Source organism: Streptomyces sp. APSN-46.1, from assembly GCF_022815725.1.
Taxonomy (GTDB): domain Bacteria; phylum Actinomycetota; class Actinomycetes; order Streptomycetales; family Streptomycetaceae; genus Streptomyces.
In genome coordinates, this window is sequence record NZ_JALGRF010000003.1 from 384,601 (window position 1) to 400,254 (window position 15,654).

The following is a 15,654-nucleotide window of genomic DNA, read 5'->3' on the forward strand; positions in this document are numbered from 1 at the left end:
GCGCGTAGCCGCGCGGAGCGTCCAGCGTCCTGAGTGACGGCAAATGCAAGCGCCATGAGCGAACCGCGGGCCCAGCGTGATCCACGCGTGGGCCCGCGAGAACGGCTACGACGTGCCGGACCGAGGTCAGTGGCTATGGGACGTATGGCCATCCTCCGCCGGCTCGGCGGGTGCCTTGGCCGGGGGATCCTGCTTAACGGGAGCCTGGTCCGGCTTTGCTGGGGTTCCGGTCGTGGAGCCGTGGTCGTGACTGTGGCCGTCGGAGCCGATGGTGCCGGCGAGGGCGGTCATGCCCAGCCAGGCGAGGGCCGCGAGGACGACGACGCCGCCCGCGAACGGGGTGACGAGGTGCCGCCAGCGGCCCTTGGAGTCCTTGGCGACGAACGCGACGTACGACATGAGCAGGCCGATGGGGGTCATCCAGGCGCTGCGCTCGGGGAACTGCTCGAAGTGCTGGATGCCGCCGCCGACCAGGCCGACTCCGAAGGACAGCAGCAGGGAGAACATGACCAGCGAGACTGCCTGGCTCAGCGCCGGACGCTCCTCGGCCAGCACGAACTCGTTGACGATGGTGCCGAGGAGGAACACGAAGGCGCCGACGACGCAGATGATCGCGTACAGCGACGGATTGATCGGGTAGTGGACGACGGCGCCGGCGATGAGGGCGGCGCCCAGGAAGTAGAGCATCTGCCCGCTGTAGCGAGCCGGGAGTGACTTCTTGTCGAAGGCCGGGCGGCGATGTTTCGAGGCAGGAGTCTGGTGGCGCTCGGGCTCGAGAACGGTGGTCATGCGGGTAAGGCCTTTCGGATCTTGATGGGTGAGAGCAGGCAGAAGCCGCGCCGGCACCAGTGGTGCGGCGCCACGCTGATGCAGCTCTCAGCAGCGCAGGATCGAAAGTCGGTGCAGGCACGGCGGGTCGCCGGTGCGGCTGATCCAGGAGCGCGCGCGTGCTGCCCAACGCTGGAGGACGCGGTTGGAGAGCCCGCGCCTGATGGCGAACGTGAACAGGGCAGCGACGATGCACAGCAGCGCCAGACAGCTCTCTCCGACTCCGCCGTGGTCGCAGGGGGATTCACCGTCCGGGCTGCCCAGTGTTCTGGTGGTGACATCCCCGGGGGCGACGTCCGAATGAGCGTGCTGAGCCTTGTGTCCCGCGTCGACGAGCGGGAACGCGGCAGCGTGCCCGCTGTGGTCTGGCTGATGTGAGGCCAGGACGTGCATCGCGAAGAGGGCAAGCACCACCGCGAGGAGCGTTGCCCGCAGCAACGCTCCCGAGTGGCGGTCGCGACGGACCTTGCCTGACATCACGTTTCACGACCGTAGGAGGGCTTGGTAGCGGGAAGGCCAACAGGGCCTTCCACCCGGGACGGGGAGGAAGATAGCACCAGCTGTGAATGTGTCTGCGCGGCGTCCACAGCCTGGGCCGCACCGTCGCGGTCGTCTTCGAGTTCGGCGGCGGAGAACGAGCAGATGGTCAACAAACTCGCGTCCGCGCCTCCGCTGGCGGGGGTGCGGGCGCCGCTGTGGAGGCCGGCGCCCGCACGGGTTCAGCCGACGCGCAGGGTCATCGCAGCGGTGTGGAGCTTTCCTCCGGTCTGGAACTGCAGGAACAGCCGCCAGTTGCCCGCGGTGGGCAGTTCGGCGTGGAAGGTGAGGTCCGGCCCGCCGTTGTTGCCGGTGACCTCGGTGGTGGGGTGGAGATGGGCGAACGCCTGGTCGCCTTCGTGGAACGCGGTCAGATGGGCGTAGGTGTCCGACATCAACGCCCAGCGCGGTGAAGTTGGCGTCGGCAAGGGTATGCGGCCGAAGCCTGCGCCTTGGGCCACGAGGTGACCCGAAAAAGTTCCCGGCTCAAGGCAACCCTTTGCGGGGCCTGTGACCACAAGGAGTCGGATCCGGCCCTTCGGCAGCCGGATCCACCTTTCCTCTGGTGAACGGCATGCAAGGAGAGCACCTCCCCATGAAGAACCCCACGAACGGCGGGCGCCGCGGGCGTCACCGCCGTCGCTGGACCGCGACCGGTCTGCTGCTCGGCGCGCCCGCCCTCGTCGTGCCGTATCTCCTGTTCGTGCAGGAGGACTCGCAGGCCGCGACGGTCGACGGCAATGCCTACTACCGGCTGCTTTCCGTACGCAGCGGCAAGGCTCTGGACGTCAACGCCTTCTCCACCGCCGACGGCACCCGCATCCAGCAGTGGACCGACCAGAACACCGCCAACCAGCAGTGGAAGCTGAGGCCCACCGGGGACGGCTACTACGAGCTGGTGAACCGCAACAGCGGCAAAGTGCTGGGTATAGCTGGCAATTCGACTGCCCAGGCGGCCGCCGCCGAGCAGCAGACCGACAGCTCCTCCACCTCCCAGGAGTGGCGGATCGACGGTGTGAGCGGTTCCGACGCCGTCACCTTCACCTCCCGCAGGAGCGGCCAGGTCCTGGACGTCTCCGGAGGCTCCAAGGCCGACGCCGCGGGAGTCATCCAGTATCCCGGCAAGGGCGGCACCAACCAGCAGTGGAAGCTGGTGAAAACGGCCGAGACCCAGGCGGCCGGGACCGGCGGGGCTCAGACGGTCGCGGCCGGACCGTACGTGTGGAACAACGCCCAGGTGGTGGGCGGCGGTTACGTCACCGGGCTGGTGTTCAACCCGCGGGAGAAGGGCCTGCTGTACGCGCGCACCGACATGGGCGGCGCTTACCGTTGGGACGCCGCGGCCGAGCAGTGGATCCCGCTGACGGACTGGCTCGGCGAGAAGGACTGGAACCTTCTGGGCATCGATTCGCTGGCCACCGACCCCGTCGACCCCGCGCGGCTCTACCTCGCGACGGGCACCTACACCAACAACTGGGCGGGCAACGGCGCGATCCTGCGCTCCACGGACCGGGGCCGCACCTTCCAGCGCACCGACCTGCCCTTCAAGCTGGGCGCCAACGAGGACGGCCGCGGGGCGGGCGAACGGCTGGCGATCAACCCCGCGGACCACGGCACCCTGCTGCTGGGCACCCGCAAGAACGGCCTGTGGCGCAGCACCGACCACGGCGTGACATGGAGTCAGGTCTCCTCGTTCCCCGTCAAGGACGGGGCGAGCAGCGGCGCGGGCATCTCCTTCGTGACGTACGGCCCGGCCGGAAGCAAGACGGTCTATGTCGGCGTCGCCGACAAGTCCGCCTCCCTGTACCGCTCCACCGACGGCGGCAGCACCTGGCAGGCCGTCTCCGGGCAGCCCACCGGCCAGATGCCGCAGCACGGCGTGCTCTCCGGTGACGGCTCGCTGTACCTGACGTACGCCAACACCGTCGGACCCAGCGGCGCGACGGCGGGTTCGGTGTGGAAGTACACACCGGCGGGCGGGGCGTGGAAGAACGTCTCCCCGTCCAGCGGCAGCTACGGGTTCTCCGGTCTGGCCGTCGACCCGCAGAAGCCGTCCACGGTGATGGTCACCACCCTCGACCGCTGGTGGCCCGAAGACGAGCTCTACCGGACCACCGACGGCGGCACGACCTGGAAGGCGCAGGCCGCGAAGTCGGCGCGGAACGCCTCCGCCGCTCCTTACGTCGGTACCGGAACCGGGCACTGGATGACCGCCCTGGCCATCGATCCCTTCAACTCCGGGCACGCGCTGTACGGCACCGGCAGCGGCATCTGGCGCAGCAAGGACGCCACCGCCACCGACAACGGCGGCACCAGCCACTGGACCGCGGGGGCCCGCGGGCTGGAGGAGACCGCGCTGATGGACGTGATCGCCCCGCCCGGCGGCGCCACCGCCATCACCGCCATGGGCGACCTGGGCGGTTTCCGCCACGACTCCCTGACCGCGGTGCCCGCCGGGCGGCTGGAGAACCCGATGATGATCACCAGCACCGACATCGATTTCGCCCAGTCCAACCCCTCAGTGATGGTCCGCGTAGGCCGTGGCGGCGCGAAGGACGGTGCCTACTCCACCGACGGCGGCAGCAGCTGGAGCGGCTTCACGGCAGAGCCGGTGGGCAGCGCCGACAGCGGCCGTGTCGCGCTCGCGGCGGACGGCTCCGCCATCGTCTGGACCGAGGCCGGTCAGGCCCCGTATCGCTCGACCGACAAGGGGGCGAGCTGGTCGAAGGTCAGCGGCCTGGTCACCGGCGCCGTGGTCGTCGCCGACCGCTCCTCGGCCAAGTCCTTCTACTCACTGGTCGGCGGCACGCTCTACGCCAGCACCGACGGCGGCGCGACCTTCACGGCCCGTGCCACCAACCTGCCCGCCGGCCGGCTCGCGGCCGTCCCGGGCATCGCCGGGGACCTGTGGATCGCCGACGGCGCCAAGGGGCTGCTGCACTCCACCGACGGCGGCCGCACCTTCACCACGCTCGGAACGGTGGGGTCCGCCTCCACCCTCGGCTTCGGCAAGGCCGCGCCGGGCGGCGCCTACCAGGCCCTGTACCTGATCGGTACCGTCAAGGACGTCACCGGAGTCTTCCGCTCCACCGACAAGGGCGCCACCTGGCTCCGCGTCAACGACGACGCCCACCAGTGGGGCAGCATCGGCGGCGTCGGCGTCATCTCCGGCGACCCCGACACCTACGGGCGCGTCTATGTCGGCACCAACGGGCGCGGCCTCCAGTACGGCGACCCGTCCTGACCCCACCGCCCGAGCGGGGCCGCAGGCACTCAACGGCCTGCGGCCCCGCCATGGCGGAGGGACCTCGCTTCGTCCTGCACGAGCTCCTGGGGCTGTCCGGACGATGCGCGACGAGGCGACCCCGCATCGTCAAGGCGAGGAGCGGCACCAGCACATGGAAGCGACAGCAGCGAGCCGTGCCTCGCCCGCTCTGCGGCTCCCTGCCCTTGGCGTGCCCATAAGGGCGGTCAACCTCGGCCAACAGGGTGTGATCCGACCGAGACAGTCCCTTCCGCACAGCGCATCCCCGCAGGTCAGAGCCAGAGGGGCCAGAAAGGCACCATCGCTTCCCAAGCTTATGGCGCGGGTTCGATTCCCGTCATCCGCTGAGAAGCCCCAGATCAGAGACCTGGGGTTTCGTCATTTCTAGACCCCTCAACGCCTCTCGCGCCGCCCCTTGTTTCCCTGGCCGAGATCAGGACGGCGAAGAGTCGCACCATGGAACCTCGGTCACGGGCACGAGAGGCCAGTCGCCGGATAGAGGGAGACGTCTTCGGCCCGCATGCGGACGGCGTGCTCGGCAGAGAAGCGCCCCCGCTCGGGGGAGGGGTCCCACACCCACAGCTCAGTTCCTTCCCGAGGAAAGACCAGGACCGGCCGGCTCATCGGAGGCGGGCCCGGATGGACGGAAATCGGTTTGCCCGGCTCGACCGGTCGCACGCATACCAGCCGCCCGTTGATGCCGAAGTAACCCGGCGGCTGCTCGCCCCTGACGGCAGCCGAGTACGTACGCTCCGCAGCGGCCTGAACCTCCTTCAAGGTCAGCTCCGCCACCCCGAGGACGGCGAGCAGAACGAGAAAGGGGAACACCACGTTCACCATGGCGCTCTGCGAGACATGCAGGTTGAAGTACTTGGCCCATCCGTAGAGGGACACGTAGAACAGCGTGATCGCAACGGTCAGCACCACCGGCTTGAGCGCCACGAAATAGCGCCAGTAGAAGGCGACGTGCACCGCAGGCTCGGGGATTCCCAGCACCTCTTCGACATAGGCGGTGTGGAGAAACGAACCGACCCAGGGAAGAACGAACGGAAGCGGCGCGATGAGCGCGGGCAGAAGCAGCAGCAGATTGCGGCTAAGCCACGAGCGGGAGAAGGCGTGCCAACAGCCAACGGCAGTCGCCATCAGCAGCAGTGCCTGGACCACCCCCCAGACCTGTGCCGCGAGCCCGCCAGGGCTGTTCACCAGCCACTGGTACGACACCCAGGTGAAGCCGCCCACGACAAGCGCACCCGAGGCGAGGCGCAGCAGCCGGGGCCGCGGCTCGTTCGAAGTGATCCAGTAGCCCACCGGCCCGAAAGACACGAGGGGCGCCAGCAGCGCCAGGAATCGCCATGGCGAGGAGATCGAAGCGAGCGTCCAGGCGCACACCAGCAAAAGAGGTACGGCAAGGAGTGACAACGCCGCCGGCCGGAAGCGCCGAAGGCCGGTGCTCGGTGACGATGGTTCTTCTGTCTGCGACCTCGATCTGGGGCCGACAGACAGCCGGAGGTCGTGGAGTTCGTCGTCGAACGCTGCGGCCCCCTGCGTGAGGTCCGCCCACTGCTCCTTCACCCTGGCCTTCAGGTGCTCGCCGTCCTCCCCGTGGACGAGCGGAACGGTCAGCACATGGCCCGTGTCGGCTCCACCCAGAGCTTCCAAATGACGTCCAAGCCAGCGGCGAAGCCTTCCAGCGCCCGGCGGCGTCCGACGCACCACCCGCACCAGGGTGGTGCATGGCTCTTCCTCGTGCCGGACGAGCCTGGCCTCTCGAATCCGGAACTCGACCGGAGGTTTTTTGAGCAGGCGGACCACCTGTTCGCGAACCGCGTCAACCGCCGTCCTCCGCTGACCGTACGCGAGGGCGTCCACCACTAGAGCGACACGCCCGTCTGCCACCCTCACCCTGTCGAACGACTGCGCGGGCCGCACCTTCCAGCCCTGCTGGGACCCGAGTGCCTCAACGGCGCGCTCCGTCTCATCCGGGTCGTCCGACCCCTCTACGATCAGCCGGACGCGCTGGGTGGCAGCGGTGAGCGTTCCGCTCGCCGGTCCGCCACCGCCGTCGGGGGGACCCGCATCCACGCCGACCGTCCTGGCCTCACCTCTCTGCGTCGGCACCGCCGCTGACAGGTACGCCCGACCCGAACGTCGTCTCTGTACCAAGGTGTTCAGAAGTCCCGCCACCGTCTTCCTCCTGCTCCATCGAGGCAAGGGGAGGAATACTGACAGTAGGCACTGACAACGCAGGGAAACCCAGCAGCCCGCCTTCTACAGTTTCCAACCAAAGGTCGTGCCACAACGTGCCAGTAGGGGCGGCGAACAGCGGTCATCAAGGGGGCGAACTAGACTGCCGTACAGGGCTGGGAAGCAGGCATTTCCGCAGGTCAAACGCCCCGCGTACGCTCAAGTACCGGGGTTCTAGACCTACTCAGGGGTAACGCACCACTTGCGCACCACCTGGACGGCGACCAGGTCAACGGACCTTCGGACGTCCTCACGTCATTGCGGACGGAGACAAGAACGCGTACATGGCCTGGCCGTCCGCCCGAGCACCATCGTCGGCCAGTTGGCGCCAAGCGGCATGCTGTGGATCGTGCAGAGCCTTCGCCAACGCGAGCTTCTTACGGTCACCCTTGTCGAGCTCAGCCCTGAGTTGCAGCGGATTGGCGGGCAACGAGAGCAAGAACGCCAGATCGCGGTAGTGCCGCTCCGGTGAAGCAGTCTTGATGCTCACCGCTGCAGCCTTCGCCACGATCGCCCCCAACAGGCTGGGGCGACGGATCCGGCCGGTCCGCGGCCCCAGTTGCACACTCACAGCCTCGGTCCTCTGCGCAGCCTGCCGACCCCCTGGCACCTCCAGTGTGCGGCCGGGCGGCGTCGTGACAGGTCGAACAGCACGCTCCACAGCTCCACCAGTGGACCGGTGAACAGGTCCGACTCCAGTTGCGCTTCGGGCACTTCAGCCACCGTGATCACGCCCTCCGAGGCTGTGCGTAGCGAGCCAGTAGAGACTCGAGCAATCCAGCTGCGGCAGCGTCGGCTCGGCCCTCGTGGAGGTCCAGAAGGTCGGCCGCCACTACCGAGGCCGGGGCGTCGTGGCCCTGCCCACACGTTTCAGACCTTGAGGTCAGGAACGACCACATCTCCGCTGGGGGAATTCGGAGCGAGACATTGCCCCGCTCTTCATCGCGGACCATGCCGAACTCGGCTTCCAGCTTGTCCACCCTGTCCGGATGTACGTAGATCTCCGCACGCCCGAGAGCGACGTAGTCCGCCCCCGCCTGCGCCGCAGCGCTCGCTCCCCCCTCACCACACCCTGGGCGGCGAGCAACACCGGAAGCACGCCCCCTGTGGCCGCCACCCCAGCCTGGGCTGAGCTGTGCGCGGCCTCCAGCCACCGGCCACCGGCAGGCGGGCCCACCCCCGCACCGCCTGCAGCACGTCGTACGGATCATCCGTGACATGCCCGGCACCCACCTGGCCTGGATGCTCGCCTCCGACCGCTACCAGTAGACGAGCCTGGGCCGCATTTCTACGGCAACACAGCCAGAAGGAGGTCCCCCGGCGACCCACTTCTGCTGCTCATGGTCAGAGCCTCTCCCCCCAAAACGGGAATGGGGTCGACCCGTTGAGGCTCCTATGCAGTCAGTTCCAAGGGCGAAAGCACGGTTCGCCCGCCGTCGTCGATCAGGGCAGCCAGGTGTCGACATAGCTGTGGCCGGCCCTCGCCGTACTGGCGGCGCGGATCGGCCGCCGCAGCCCCGGACGTCCGTCCGTGACCCGCCGCCTCATCGAGGAGCCGGTTCCAGGCCCTCGCGAAGTAGGCCAGGTAGGGCCGGCCCTGTTGACGGCCGGCCCGCCACCGTCCGCCGCGCTCTCCTGCGGCCGGGGAAATGCCTACGCCGTTCGGTTCGATGCGGGTCCAGAGATTGGAGTTCGCGGATCGTCGATGTCGACGGCAATCTCGAACCCGGCGGTCGAGCTAAAGGTAGCGACGTTTTCGGACAACTGAATCCGATCAAATGGATTGGATTCCATGAAGAACATCGCCCAGATGAGAGCACGGTCAACAGTCAAACGTGCGATGAACCCCTCCGACCCGTACGAACCCTCGCCGCCCCACAGCAGCCCCTTCTCTCCCAGGTCTACAGCGGCAAGCCCATCGACCGAAGACACCCAAGACGGATCGCTTTCCAGCATCTCATTGAGGTCGAAGGGGGCGAGCACCGTGAAACCCCTCGGTGCGGCGGGGTCGAGGGCGACATCGTAAGAGTGCCCGTCGGCGTAGTGGAGTGCATCCTTGACGGGAAGCTCAAAGTCTTCCCATAGGCGTTCGATCGCGGTCATTTCTTCTCACATTTCCCGTTGCGCACGTGCTCCGGCCTCTCCTGGAGTCCAGTCGGAGGAACTGGCTCACCTAGTTGCTCCGCCCATGTCAGTCCGGTTGTCGAATCAGGGTGAACCGCGTTCGGGTCGACGCGCTCGATGACCACCGGACCCTCCTCCGTCTCTCAGACCAAGAAGCCGGGCTCGTCAGGGCGTTGGAACCAGCCCCGATGGCTTGAGCCGACGCCGCTCGCACCTGCGGCGCACCCTCGCGGACGCCTCCGACAGCGGACCTCTCCAGACGTCTTCGTCGCGCACTCCTCGCTCACCGGAGAGCACTGACTCCCCGCCGTTTCCCTGGGGCGCCTAGGATCGCGAGCATGGCCCTGATCATGAGTGACGTGGACCGGTTCGAGACCGCCAGGCCCCGGCTGGAGGCGATTGCCTACCGGCTGCTCGGCTCGGCGAGTGAGGCGGAGGATGCCGTGCAGGAGACGTTCCTGCGCTGGCAGGCAGCCGACGTCGAGCGGATCGAGGTGCCTGAGGCCTGGCTGACGAAGGTCCTCACCAACTGGTGCCTCAATACGCTCACTTCGGCACGCGCCCGGCGCGAGACGTACGTGGGGAGGTGGCTGCCCGAGCCGCTGCTCGCCGGGGACCCGATGCTCGGCCCGGCCGACACCGCCGAGCAGCGCGAGTCGGTGTCGTACGCCGTCCTCGTCCTGCTGGAGCGCCTGTCGCCGGGCGAACGGGCGGTGTACGTGCTGCGCGAGGCCTTCGACTACCCGCACCGGGAGATCGCCGAGATCCTGGAGATCACCGAGGCCGCCAGCCAGCAGATCTACCACCGGGCCAAGAAGCACATCGCGGACGGCAAGGCACGCACCGAGATCGACGAGGTCGCCGCCCGGAGGATCGTCGAGGAGTTCCTGGCCGCGGCGACCAGTGGCCGTACCGAACCCCTCGTACGCCTGCTCACCCAGGACGCCGTCTCGGTCGGCGACGGCGGCGGGAAGGTCCCGGCCCGCGCAAAGGCGTTCGAGGGCGCACTCGCCGTCGCCACGTTCCTGCGCGGCCTGTTCAAGCCCAGCAAGGCCAAGCGGGCCCATGTCGGCGGCGTGCCCCAGATCTACGCCACGACCGCCAACAGCGGGCCCGCCATCGTGGCGGTCGTGGACGGCCGGGTCGTCGGGATCACGTGCCTGGAGGTCACCGCGGAGGGCATCGCCGCGCTCCGCAGCCAGGTCAACCCCGACAAGCTCGTCCGCGCGACCGAGCAGTGGGCCTCCGCGGACCACGGTTCCCCGCTCCACACCCTCTGACCCGATGTGACGTGCTTCACACCCCAACCCTGTCAGGAAACGCCGGGCTGTCCGGTTCAAGTGGCGAAACCGCGCAGAGACAACGGCGGAACCCTCGCAGACAGGAGCACGGACATGCAGCACCGCATCGTCGTTCTCGGAGCCGGCTACACCGGAGCCGTCGTCGCCGGCCGCCTCGCCAAGCGACTGCACCACGAGGACGTCACCATCACCCTCGTCAACCCCGAGCCCGACTTCGTCGAGCGCGTACGGCTGCACCAGCTCGCGGCCGGCCAAGACCTCAGGCCCCGGCCGTTCGGCGAGATGTTCGCGGGTACGGGCGTGGCACTGAAGCTCGCGAAGGTCACCGCCGTGGACGTGGACCGCAAGAGGGTGGCGGTCACCGCCGCGAACGGCCCCGAGCAGGAGGAACTGGGGTACGACACTCTGGTCTACGCCCTCGGCAGCGGCTGGAACGACGGGGGCGTCCCCGGCACCGCCGAACACGCCCACGAGATCTCCAGCCGCCCCGGCGCCCTCCGCCTCCGCGATCGCCTGGCCGTCCTGGACGCCGGCCGGCCCGTCGTCGTGGTCGGCGGCGGCCTGACCGGCGTGGAGGCCGCGACCGAGATCGCCGAGACCCGCCCGGACCTCGACGTCGCCCTGGCCGCCCACGGCGCCCTCGGCGACTGGCTCTCGAAGAAGGGCCGCGCCCACCTGCGGAAGGTGGTGGACGGGCTCGGCATCACGGTCCACGAACACACCGCGGTCAACGCCGTGGAGGCGGACGGCGTGACGACCGCCGACGGCCGGACCATCCCCGCCGAGGTCACGGTCTGGACCACCGGCTTCGCCGTCCACCCGATCGCCCGGGCCACCGCCCTGGAGCTCACCGACCGCGGCCAGATCGTGGTCGACACCACGATGCGCTCGGTCTCCCACCCGGACGTGTACGCCGTGGGCGACGCGGCGATGGCGATCGGCCCGGGCGGCAAGCCCCTGCGCATGTCCTGCGCCTCGGGCGTCCCCATGGCCTGGCAGGCCGCCGACGCCATCGCCGCGCGTCTCGCCGACACCAAGGTCCCCCGCGTCTCCATCCGTTACTTCCAGCAGTGCGTCTCCCTCGGCCGCAAGGAGGGCCTGATCCAGTTCGTCACCGCCGACGACCGGGCGGTCGACCGCGCCCTGACGGGCCGCGTGGCCGCCCTCTACAAGGAACTGATCTGCAAGGGCGCTGCCTGGGGCGTCGCCAACCCGACAGCGGGCATGCCGTCCCGGCGCCGGCGTGTCGTACGGCAGGAGACCAGGAGCCGCGCACGGGCAGAGGCAGCGGCCACCGGGTGCCTGGGCTCCTCCCGCGGGTGAGAACTGGGTGAGGTGTCGCGCTTCTGTCCTGGGACGAGGCCCGCGCGTCAGGCACGACCTGGTCCTGGCGGCGAGGCCGAAGGGGGACCTCCGACGGCTGCACGAGGAGCCGGTGTCCCGCCTCGCACGCCACTGCCCCGGCGCCGCGGACCGGGCGACCATGGTCGGCGACCCCACCCTGGACCGGCTCCTCGCGTCGGTCCCCCACCGCGCCGACTTCCGCGATGCGCTGGGAACCGGGCATCGCAGACTCATCGTCGAGGAGGAGTGGCTCTCTGCGGCCGCCCCTCATGGCGCGGCTTGCGCCCCGGTGTGCTCACCTGATCGGGTCACCCCGGGTGTAGGCCGGCGGGTCCCGATGTGGACTTGGCGCGTCAGTCAGGTGTGCGGATCGACGTGATCGTGCCAAGCGGAGGAATGTACGGATGACACCGAAGAAACCGAGCATCGTCTTCGCCCACGGCCTGTGGGCCGACGGCTCCTGCTTCAGCAAGCTGATCCCCACGCTGCAGCGCGAGGGCCACGAGGTGATTTCCGCCCAGAACACCCTGGACTCACTGGAAGGAGACGTCGACGCCGTCCACCGCGCCCTGGAGCGAGTCAGCGCGCCGGCGATCCTCGTCGGCCACTCCTGGGGCGGGTTCGTCATCAGCGCCGCAGGCAACCACGAGAAGGTGGCCGGGCTGGTCTACCTCGCCGCGCTCAGCCCGGAGGCCGGCGAGAGCGTCCAGGAACTGATCGGCAAGTTCACCCAGCCCGAACTGTTCTCCCACCTACAGGAGGAGAACGGGCGAATCTGGATCGCTCGCGACGGCATCTCCCATTTCTGCGGTGACCTGTCCCCGGAGGACCAGCAGCTCGTATGGGCGACCCAGGGCGCCCCGCGCGCGGAGGTGCTCACCTCCACAACCGACAACCCCGCCTGGAGGTCCAAGCCCACCTGGTACCTCCTCACCACCCAGGACCACGCCGTCCACCCCGACCTGCAACGCTTCGTCTCCCAGCGCATGGACGCCACCACCGTCGAGGTCAACAGCAGCCACGTCCCGATGCTCTCCCAGCCCGAGGTCGTCCTCGGCCTGATCCGCAAGGCGGCCGACACCGTGGCCTCAGCGTAGGTTTCACTCGCCGAGAGCCCGGCGCTCGCGGGTTCGATTCCCGTCATCCGCTCCACGACAAAGCCCCAGGTCACAGACCTGGAGCTTGTTGTGCGCGCAGCGCGAGAGTGGTCGCGCACGGCGGTCGTCGCGCTCACCGCGACACTGACCATCGCCGCTTCGGCCGCCGGGGCGACCGCCGAGCCGCAGCCCGGCGTCCCGCCCACGGCGAGCAGCCCCTCTCAGCCGGACGTCGGGGTGCGGGAGAGGCGGGTACGGCCGGACGGCCAGGTGGACGTGCGGACCCTGCCCAAGCCGCGGCGCGGCGCCGGGCAGGAAGCGAAACCCTTCCGGCCCGCCCCGAAGCTCGCGCGGGCGGTGCCGAGGGTGCCCAGTGGACCGGTCACGACCTCGGGGGTGATCCCGAAGGCGGCCCCGGGCACCGCGTCCCCGAAGGCGGTGCCGTCCACGGCCGTCCTTGAGCGGCTGAAGACCTTCAGGACGCTCGGGAACGTGATCGTCGAGATGATCAACCGCAACGGTCAGATCTACGACAAGGCCGGCAACGCCGTGTGCAGCCCGTTCGACACCTCGACGTTCGGCTCGCACACCTTCACCGTCAACGCCCGAACATCACGCTGACGCCGAGCGCGATCGTCGGTCCGACCACGGTGCCGTTCACGACCCCGTTCCGGTACGACGCCAGGCTCGCCGGCTACATCGTCAACGTCCCGACGAGGGGACTGACGGCCGGTAGCTACTACCTGCGGTTCACCATCAGCGGGGCGGACACCACGACCCACGTGGCACCGTTCACCGTGCGCTGACACCATCGGCGCGCACCGGCCCGGATCTATCGGAAGGCCGGCAGGTTGCGCGCGACCCAGTCGCCGAAGGGCCTGGCCGGGCGGTGCAGGACGCGCTGCACGCCGGGGCTGATCTCGCGCTCGTCCGGCAGCGGGAGTCCGAGGATGTCCAGGGTGCCGCCGATCACCTCCTCCGGCATGAACTGCGCCATGTGGAGATGGGCATCCTCGCGGGACAGTTCCACGAACGTCACGTCCTCACCGAGGGCCTCGGAAATCACCGCGGCCTGCCGACGCGGGCTGATCACTTCCGGCCCTGTCAGCTCGTACGTACGGCCCGCGTGACCGTCCTCGCGCAACGCGGCCGCGGCGACCTCGGCGATGTCCGCCGGGTCGACGACGGGGAGCGCCACATCAGGGAACGGGGCGAAGATCGTGCGCTTCGCGCGGACCGACTCGGCCCAGGCGAAGGCGTTGGAGGCGAAAGCGCCCGGGCGCAGGATGGTGAACTCCGGTCCGGACGTGCGCACGGCGGCTTCGAACGCGCGCAGTCGGGTGTGGGAGAGGGCCTCGGGGCGGGTGGAGTTGATCTGGGAGGAGAGGAGGACGATCCGCTTGACCCCCGCGTCCTGCGCAACGTCCAGCAGGGCATTCGGGCTCTCGCCGCGGCCGTTGAGCTCACCGCCCAGCAGGATGAAGAACGCGTCGGCACCTTCGAGGGCCGGCCGCATGCTCGCGGCGTTCCCGACGTCGGCCTGGGCGTGCCGGGCCCCGGTCGCAGGCACCTCGGAATGTGGACGCCGGGAGACGGCCACGACGTCCTCGCCCGCCTCGGCCAGCACCCGCACCAGCGTCCGTCCGATGTTGCCGGTCGCACCCGTCACGACGATCATCTCGATCCCCCTGAGTTAGTAAGCTGACTGACTTACTCGCTTGAGGCGACCGTAACATGACCGCCTGGGGGGCTGCCTATAGTTGGTTGGGTGACTAACTCAGGAACGCCCCGGGCACGGGCAGCCGACAAGCGCCGACGGCTCACGGCTGCGGCGGCCCGGGTCCTCCACGAGCAGGGCGTCGAACGCACCACCCTCGCCGACATCGCGCGCGTGGCCGACGTCCCCGTCGGGAACGTCTACTACTACTTCAAGACCAAGGACGAGCTGGTCCGGGCCGCACTGTCCGAGCACAGCGAGCACCTGGACGAACTCACCCGGCGGCTCGACGAGTTGTCCGACCCCCGCGACCGCCTCAAGGCCCTGATCGAAGCCTGGGTCGACCAGCGCGACGTCGCCGCCCGCTACGGCTGCCCCACCGGAACCCTGGCCGTCGAACTGGACAAGCGCGCGGACAGGACCCTCGACATGGAGGCGGGCGCGGTGATCCGGCGACTGCTGAGCTGGGCCGGGCACCAATTCCGCGCCCTCGGCCTGCCCGACCCGGACGGCCTCGCCATCACCCTCGTCTCCGGCTATCAGGGCATGTCTCTCCTGGCCAACGCCCTGCGCGACCCGGACATCATGACCCGAGAGGGAGCCCGCCTCCTCAGCTGGCTCGACTCCCTGGACACTCCGGACACTCTTCCGGCCCACGAACCGGAGTACGGTGAAGACACCGGGAGCACGACGCGCGGATAGCGGCCTGACACTTCGGACTTCAGCGACCCGACCCACTGCCGCGACCTCCCGGTCAACCGGACGGCACCAGTCGTCGAGCCCACCGCACGGTTGCCGACCGGTGAGGAACAGGCGTTCCTCTTGACCGGGACCAGCGGGTGGGCGCCCCGCGCCCACCCGCCGAATTCTCTGCCCACTCCGAAAAGAACACGCCCGCGTGAAATACATCGAGAACCCGGACGGGCCGCCCTAGTCCTCCGGCGGGTTGGTCCAGGACCAGCCTCGCAGGATGGGGTCGGCGAGGGTGCGGAACAGGACGGCGTAGGCGGCTTCTTCGGTGGTCCCGGGCGGCGGCTCCAGGATCAGCGACAGTGTCCCGTCCGGGTACTCGGGGCTGTACCGCCAGCCCGGCGGGAGTAATGAGATCAGCCGCACTGCCGCCAGCTCCGGTGCCGAGCCCTCGGGGGCGCGGCCGTCGGGGGCGACGACGAGGTGGTAGGTGCTGGTACGCATCGT

At 69.2% G+C, this 15,654-nt stretch carries 16 protein-coding genes; 7 read left to right on the forward strand and 9 right to left on the reverse strand.

All coding sequences use genetic code 11. The annotated features are described in order from the left end of the window. Positions 1-126: 126 nt before the first annotated feature. The 3 genes from MTF65_RS14070 to MTF65_RS14080 form a co-directional block, all read right to left on the reverse strand. Positions 127-789: a hypothetical protein gene (locus MTF65_RS14070; RefSeq protein ID WP_243629002.1), complete on the reverse strand. Its 663-nt coding sequence runs from the start codon at positions 787-789 to the stop codon at positions 127-129. Positions 790-876: 87 nt separating this feature from the next. Continuing rightward, entirely contained in the window at positions 877-1,305 is a 429-nt protein-coding gene (locus MTF65_RS14075) for a DUF6153 family protein (protein ID WP_243629073.1), read from the reverse strand. A gap of 242 nt (positions 1,306-1,547) precedes the next feature. Then, on the reverse strand, positions 1,548-1,760 hold the full coding sequence (locus MTF65_RS14080) for a hypothetical protein (protein WP_243629003.1): 213 nt from the start codon (positions 1,758-1,760) through the stop codon (positions 1,548-1,550). A gap of 200 nt (positions 1,761-1,960) precedes the next feature. Here MTF65_RS14080 and MTF65_RS14085 point away from each other — a divergent pair, with 200 nt between their 5' ends. After that, positions 1,961-4,609, forward strand: a complete 2,649-nt coding sequence (locus MTF65_RS14085) for an RICIN domain-containing protein (RefSeq protein WP_243629004.1) — start codon at positions 1,961-1,963, stop codon at positions 4,607-4,609. Positions 4,610-5,098: 489 nt separating this feature from the next. On the opposite strand, the gene MTF65_RS14090 is transcribed toward MTF65_RS14085, so the two are convergent. From MTF65_RS14090 to MTF65_RS14100, 4 genes are all read right to left on the reverse strand, one after another. Beyond that, positions 5,099-6,712, reverse strand: coding sequence for a hypothetical protein (locus MTF65_RS14090; RefSeq protein WP_243629005.1), 1,614 nt, complete (start codon positions 6,710-6,712; stop codon positions 5,099-5,101). A 412-nt stretch (positions 6,713-7,124) separates the two neighbouring features. Beyond that, positions 7,125-7,445, reverse strand: coding sequence for a hypothetical protein (locus MTF65_RS14095; protein WP_243629006.1), 321 nt, complete (start codon positions 7,443-7,445; stop codon positions 7,125-7,127). A gap of 157 nt (positions 7,446-7,602) precedes the next feature. Next, the gene (locus MTF65_RS30715) at positions 7,603-8,094 is read right to left on the reverse strand and encodes a type IV toxin-antitoxin system AbiEi family antitoxin (protein WP_374207226.1); all 492 of its coding nucleotides are present in this window, start codon (positions 8,092-8,094) and stop codon (positions 7,603-7,605) included. A gap of 433 nt (positions 8,095-8,527) precedes the next feature. After that, complete coding sequence (locus MTF65_RS14100; protein WP_243629007.1) at positions 8,528-8,977, reverse strand: hypothetical protein; 450 nt, start codon at positions 8,975-8,977, stop codon at positions 8,528-8,530. 359 nt (positions 8,978-9,336) lie between these two features. On the opposite strand from MTF65_RS14100, the gene sigJ reads away from it, so the two are divergent. The 5 genes from sigJ to MTF65_RS14125 all read left to right on the forward strand — a co-directional run bounded on the left by sigJ (position 9,337) and on the right by MTF65_RS14125 (position 13,546). Continuing rightward, a complete protein-coding gene (gene sigJ, locus MTF65_RS14105; protein ID WP_243629008.1) occupies positions 9,337-10,278 on the forward strand; it encodes an RNA polymerase sigma factor SigJ in 942 nt (313 codons plus the stop codon). A gap of 114 nt (positions 10,279-10,392) precedes the next feature. Further along, complete coding sequence (locus MTF65_RS14110) at positions 10,393-11,622, forward strand: NAD(P)/FAD-dependent oxidoreductase (protein ID WP_243629009.1); 1,230 nt, start codon at positions 10,393-10,395, stop codon at positions 11,620-11,622. Positions 11,623-12,047: 425 nt separating this feature from the next. Next, positions 12,048-12,740 (forward strand): alpha/beta fold hydrolase, encoded by a 693-nt coding sequence (locus tag MTF65_RS14115; protein ID WP_243629010.1) that lies wholly within the window; start codon positions 12,048-12,050, stop codon positions 12,738-12,740. A gap of 90 nt (positions 12,741-12,830) precedes the next feature. Then, positions 12,831-13,361 (forward strand): hypothetical protein, encoded by a 531-nt coding sequence (locus MTF65_RS14120; protein ID WP_243629011.1) that lies wholly within the window; start codon positions 12,831-12,833, stop codon positions 13,359-13,361. A gap of 29 nt (positions 13,362-13,390) precedes the next feature. Continuing rightward, positions 13,391-13,546, forward strand: coding sequence for a hypothetical protein (locus MTF65_RS14125; RefSeq protein WP_243629012.1), 156 nt, complete (start codon positions 13,391-13,393; stop codon positions 13,544-13,546). Positions 13,547-13,572: 26 nt separating this feature from the next. On the opposite strand, the gene MTF65_RS14130 is transcribed toward MTF65_RS14125, so the two are convergent. Further along, entirely contained in the window at positions 13,573-14,418 is an 846-nt protein-coding gene (locus tag MTF65_RS14130) for an SDR family oxidoreductase (protein WP_243629013.1), read from the reverse strand. A gap of 90 nt (positions 14,419-14,508) precedes the next feature. On the opposite strand from MTF65_RS14130, the gene MTF65_RS14135 reads away from it, so the two are divergent. After that, complete coding sequence (locus tag MTF65_RS14135) at positions 14,509-15,159, forward strand: TetR/AcrR family transcriptional regulator (protein WP_243629014.1); 651 nt, start codon at positions 14,509-14,511, stop codon at positions 15,157-15,159. A 228-nt stretch (positions 15,160-15,387) separates the two neighbouring features. Here MTF65_RS14135 and MTF65_RS14140 read toward each other — a convergent pair whose 3' ends face one another. After that, positions 15,388-15,651 (reverse strand): hypothetical protein, encoded by a 264-nt coding sequence (locus MTF65_RS14140; RefSeq protein ID WP_243629015.1) that lies wholly within the window; start codon positions 15,649-15,651, stop codon positions 15,388-15,390. Positions 15,652-15,654 lie beyond the last annotated feature (3 nt).

Coding starts and splice junctions, on each gene's coding strand:
- MTF65_RS14070 (WP_243629002.1), bottom strand. CDS start 789: ATGACCACCGTTCTCGAGCCCGAGCGCCACCAGACTCCTGCCTCGAAA.
- MTF65_RS14075 (WP_243629073.1), bottom strand. CDS start 1,305: ATGTCAGGCAAGGTCCGTCGCGACCGCCACTCGGGAGCGTTGCTGCGG.
- MTF65_RS14080 (WP_243629003.1), bottom strand. CDS start 1,760: ATGTCGGACACCTACGCCCATCTGACCGCGTTCCACGAAGGCGACCAG.
- MTF65_RS14085 (WP_243629004.1), top strand. CDS start 1,961: ATGAAGAACCCCACGAACGGCGGGCGCCGCGGGCGTCACCGCCGTCGC.
- MTF65_RS30715 (WP_374207226.1), bottom strand. CDS start 8,094: ATGTCACGGATGATCCGTACGACGTGCTGCAGGCGGTGCGGGGGTGGG.
- MTF65_RS14100 (WP_243629007.1), bottom strand. CDS start 8,977: ATGACCGCGATCGAACGCCTATGGGAAGACTTTGAGCTTCCCGTCAAG.
- sigJ (WP_243629008.1), top strand. CDS start 9,337: ATGGCCCTGATCATGAGTGACGTGGACCGGTTCGAGACCGCCAGGCCC.
- MTF65_RS14110 (WP_243629009.1), top strand. CDS start 10,393: ATGCAGCACCGCATCGTCGTTCTCGGAGCCGGCTACACCGGAGCCGTC.
- MTF65_RS14115 (WP_243629010.1), top strand. CDS start 12,048: ATGACACCGAAGAAACCGAGCATCGTCTTCGCCCACGGCCTGTGGGCC.
- MTF65_RS14130 (WP_243629013.1), bottom strand. CDS start 14,418: ATGATCGTCGTGACGGGTGCGACCGGCAACATCGGACGGACGCTGGTG.
- MTF65_RS14140 (WP_243629015.1), bottom strand. CDS start 15,651: ATGCGTACCAGCACCTACCACCTCGTCGTCGCCCCCGACGGCCGCGCC.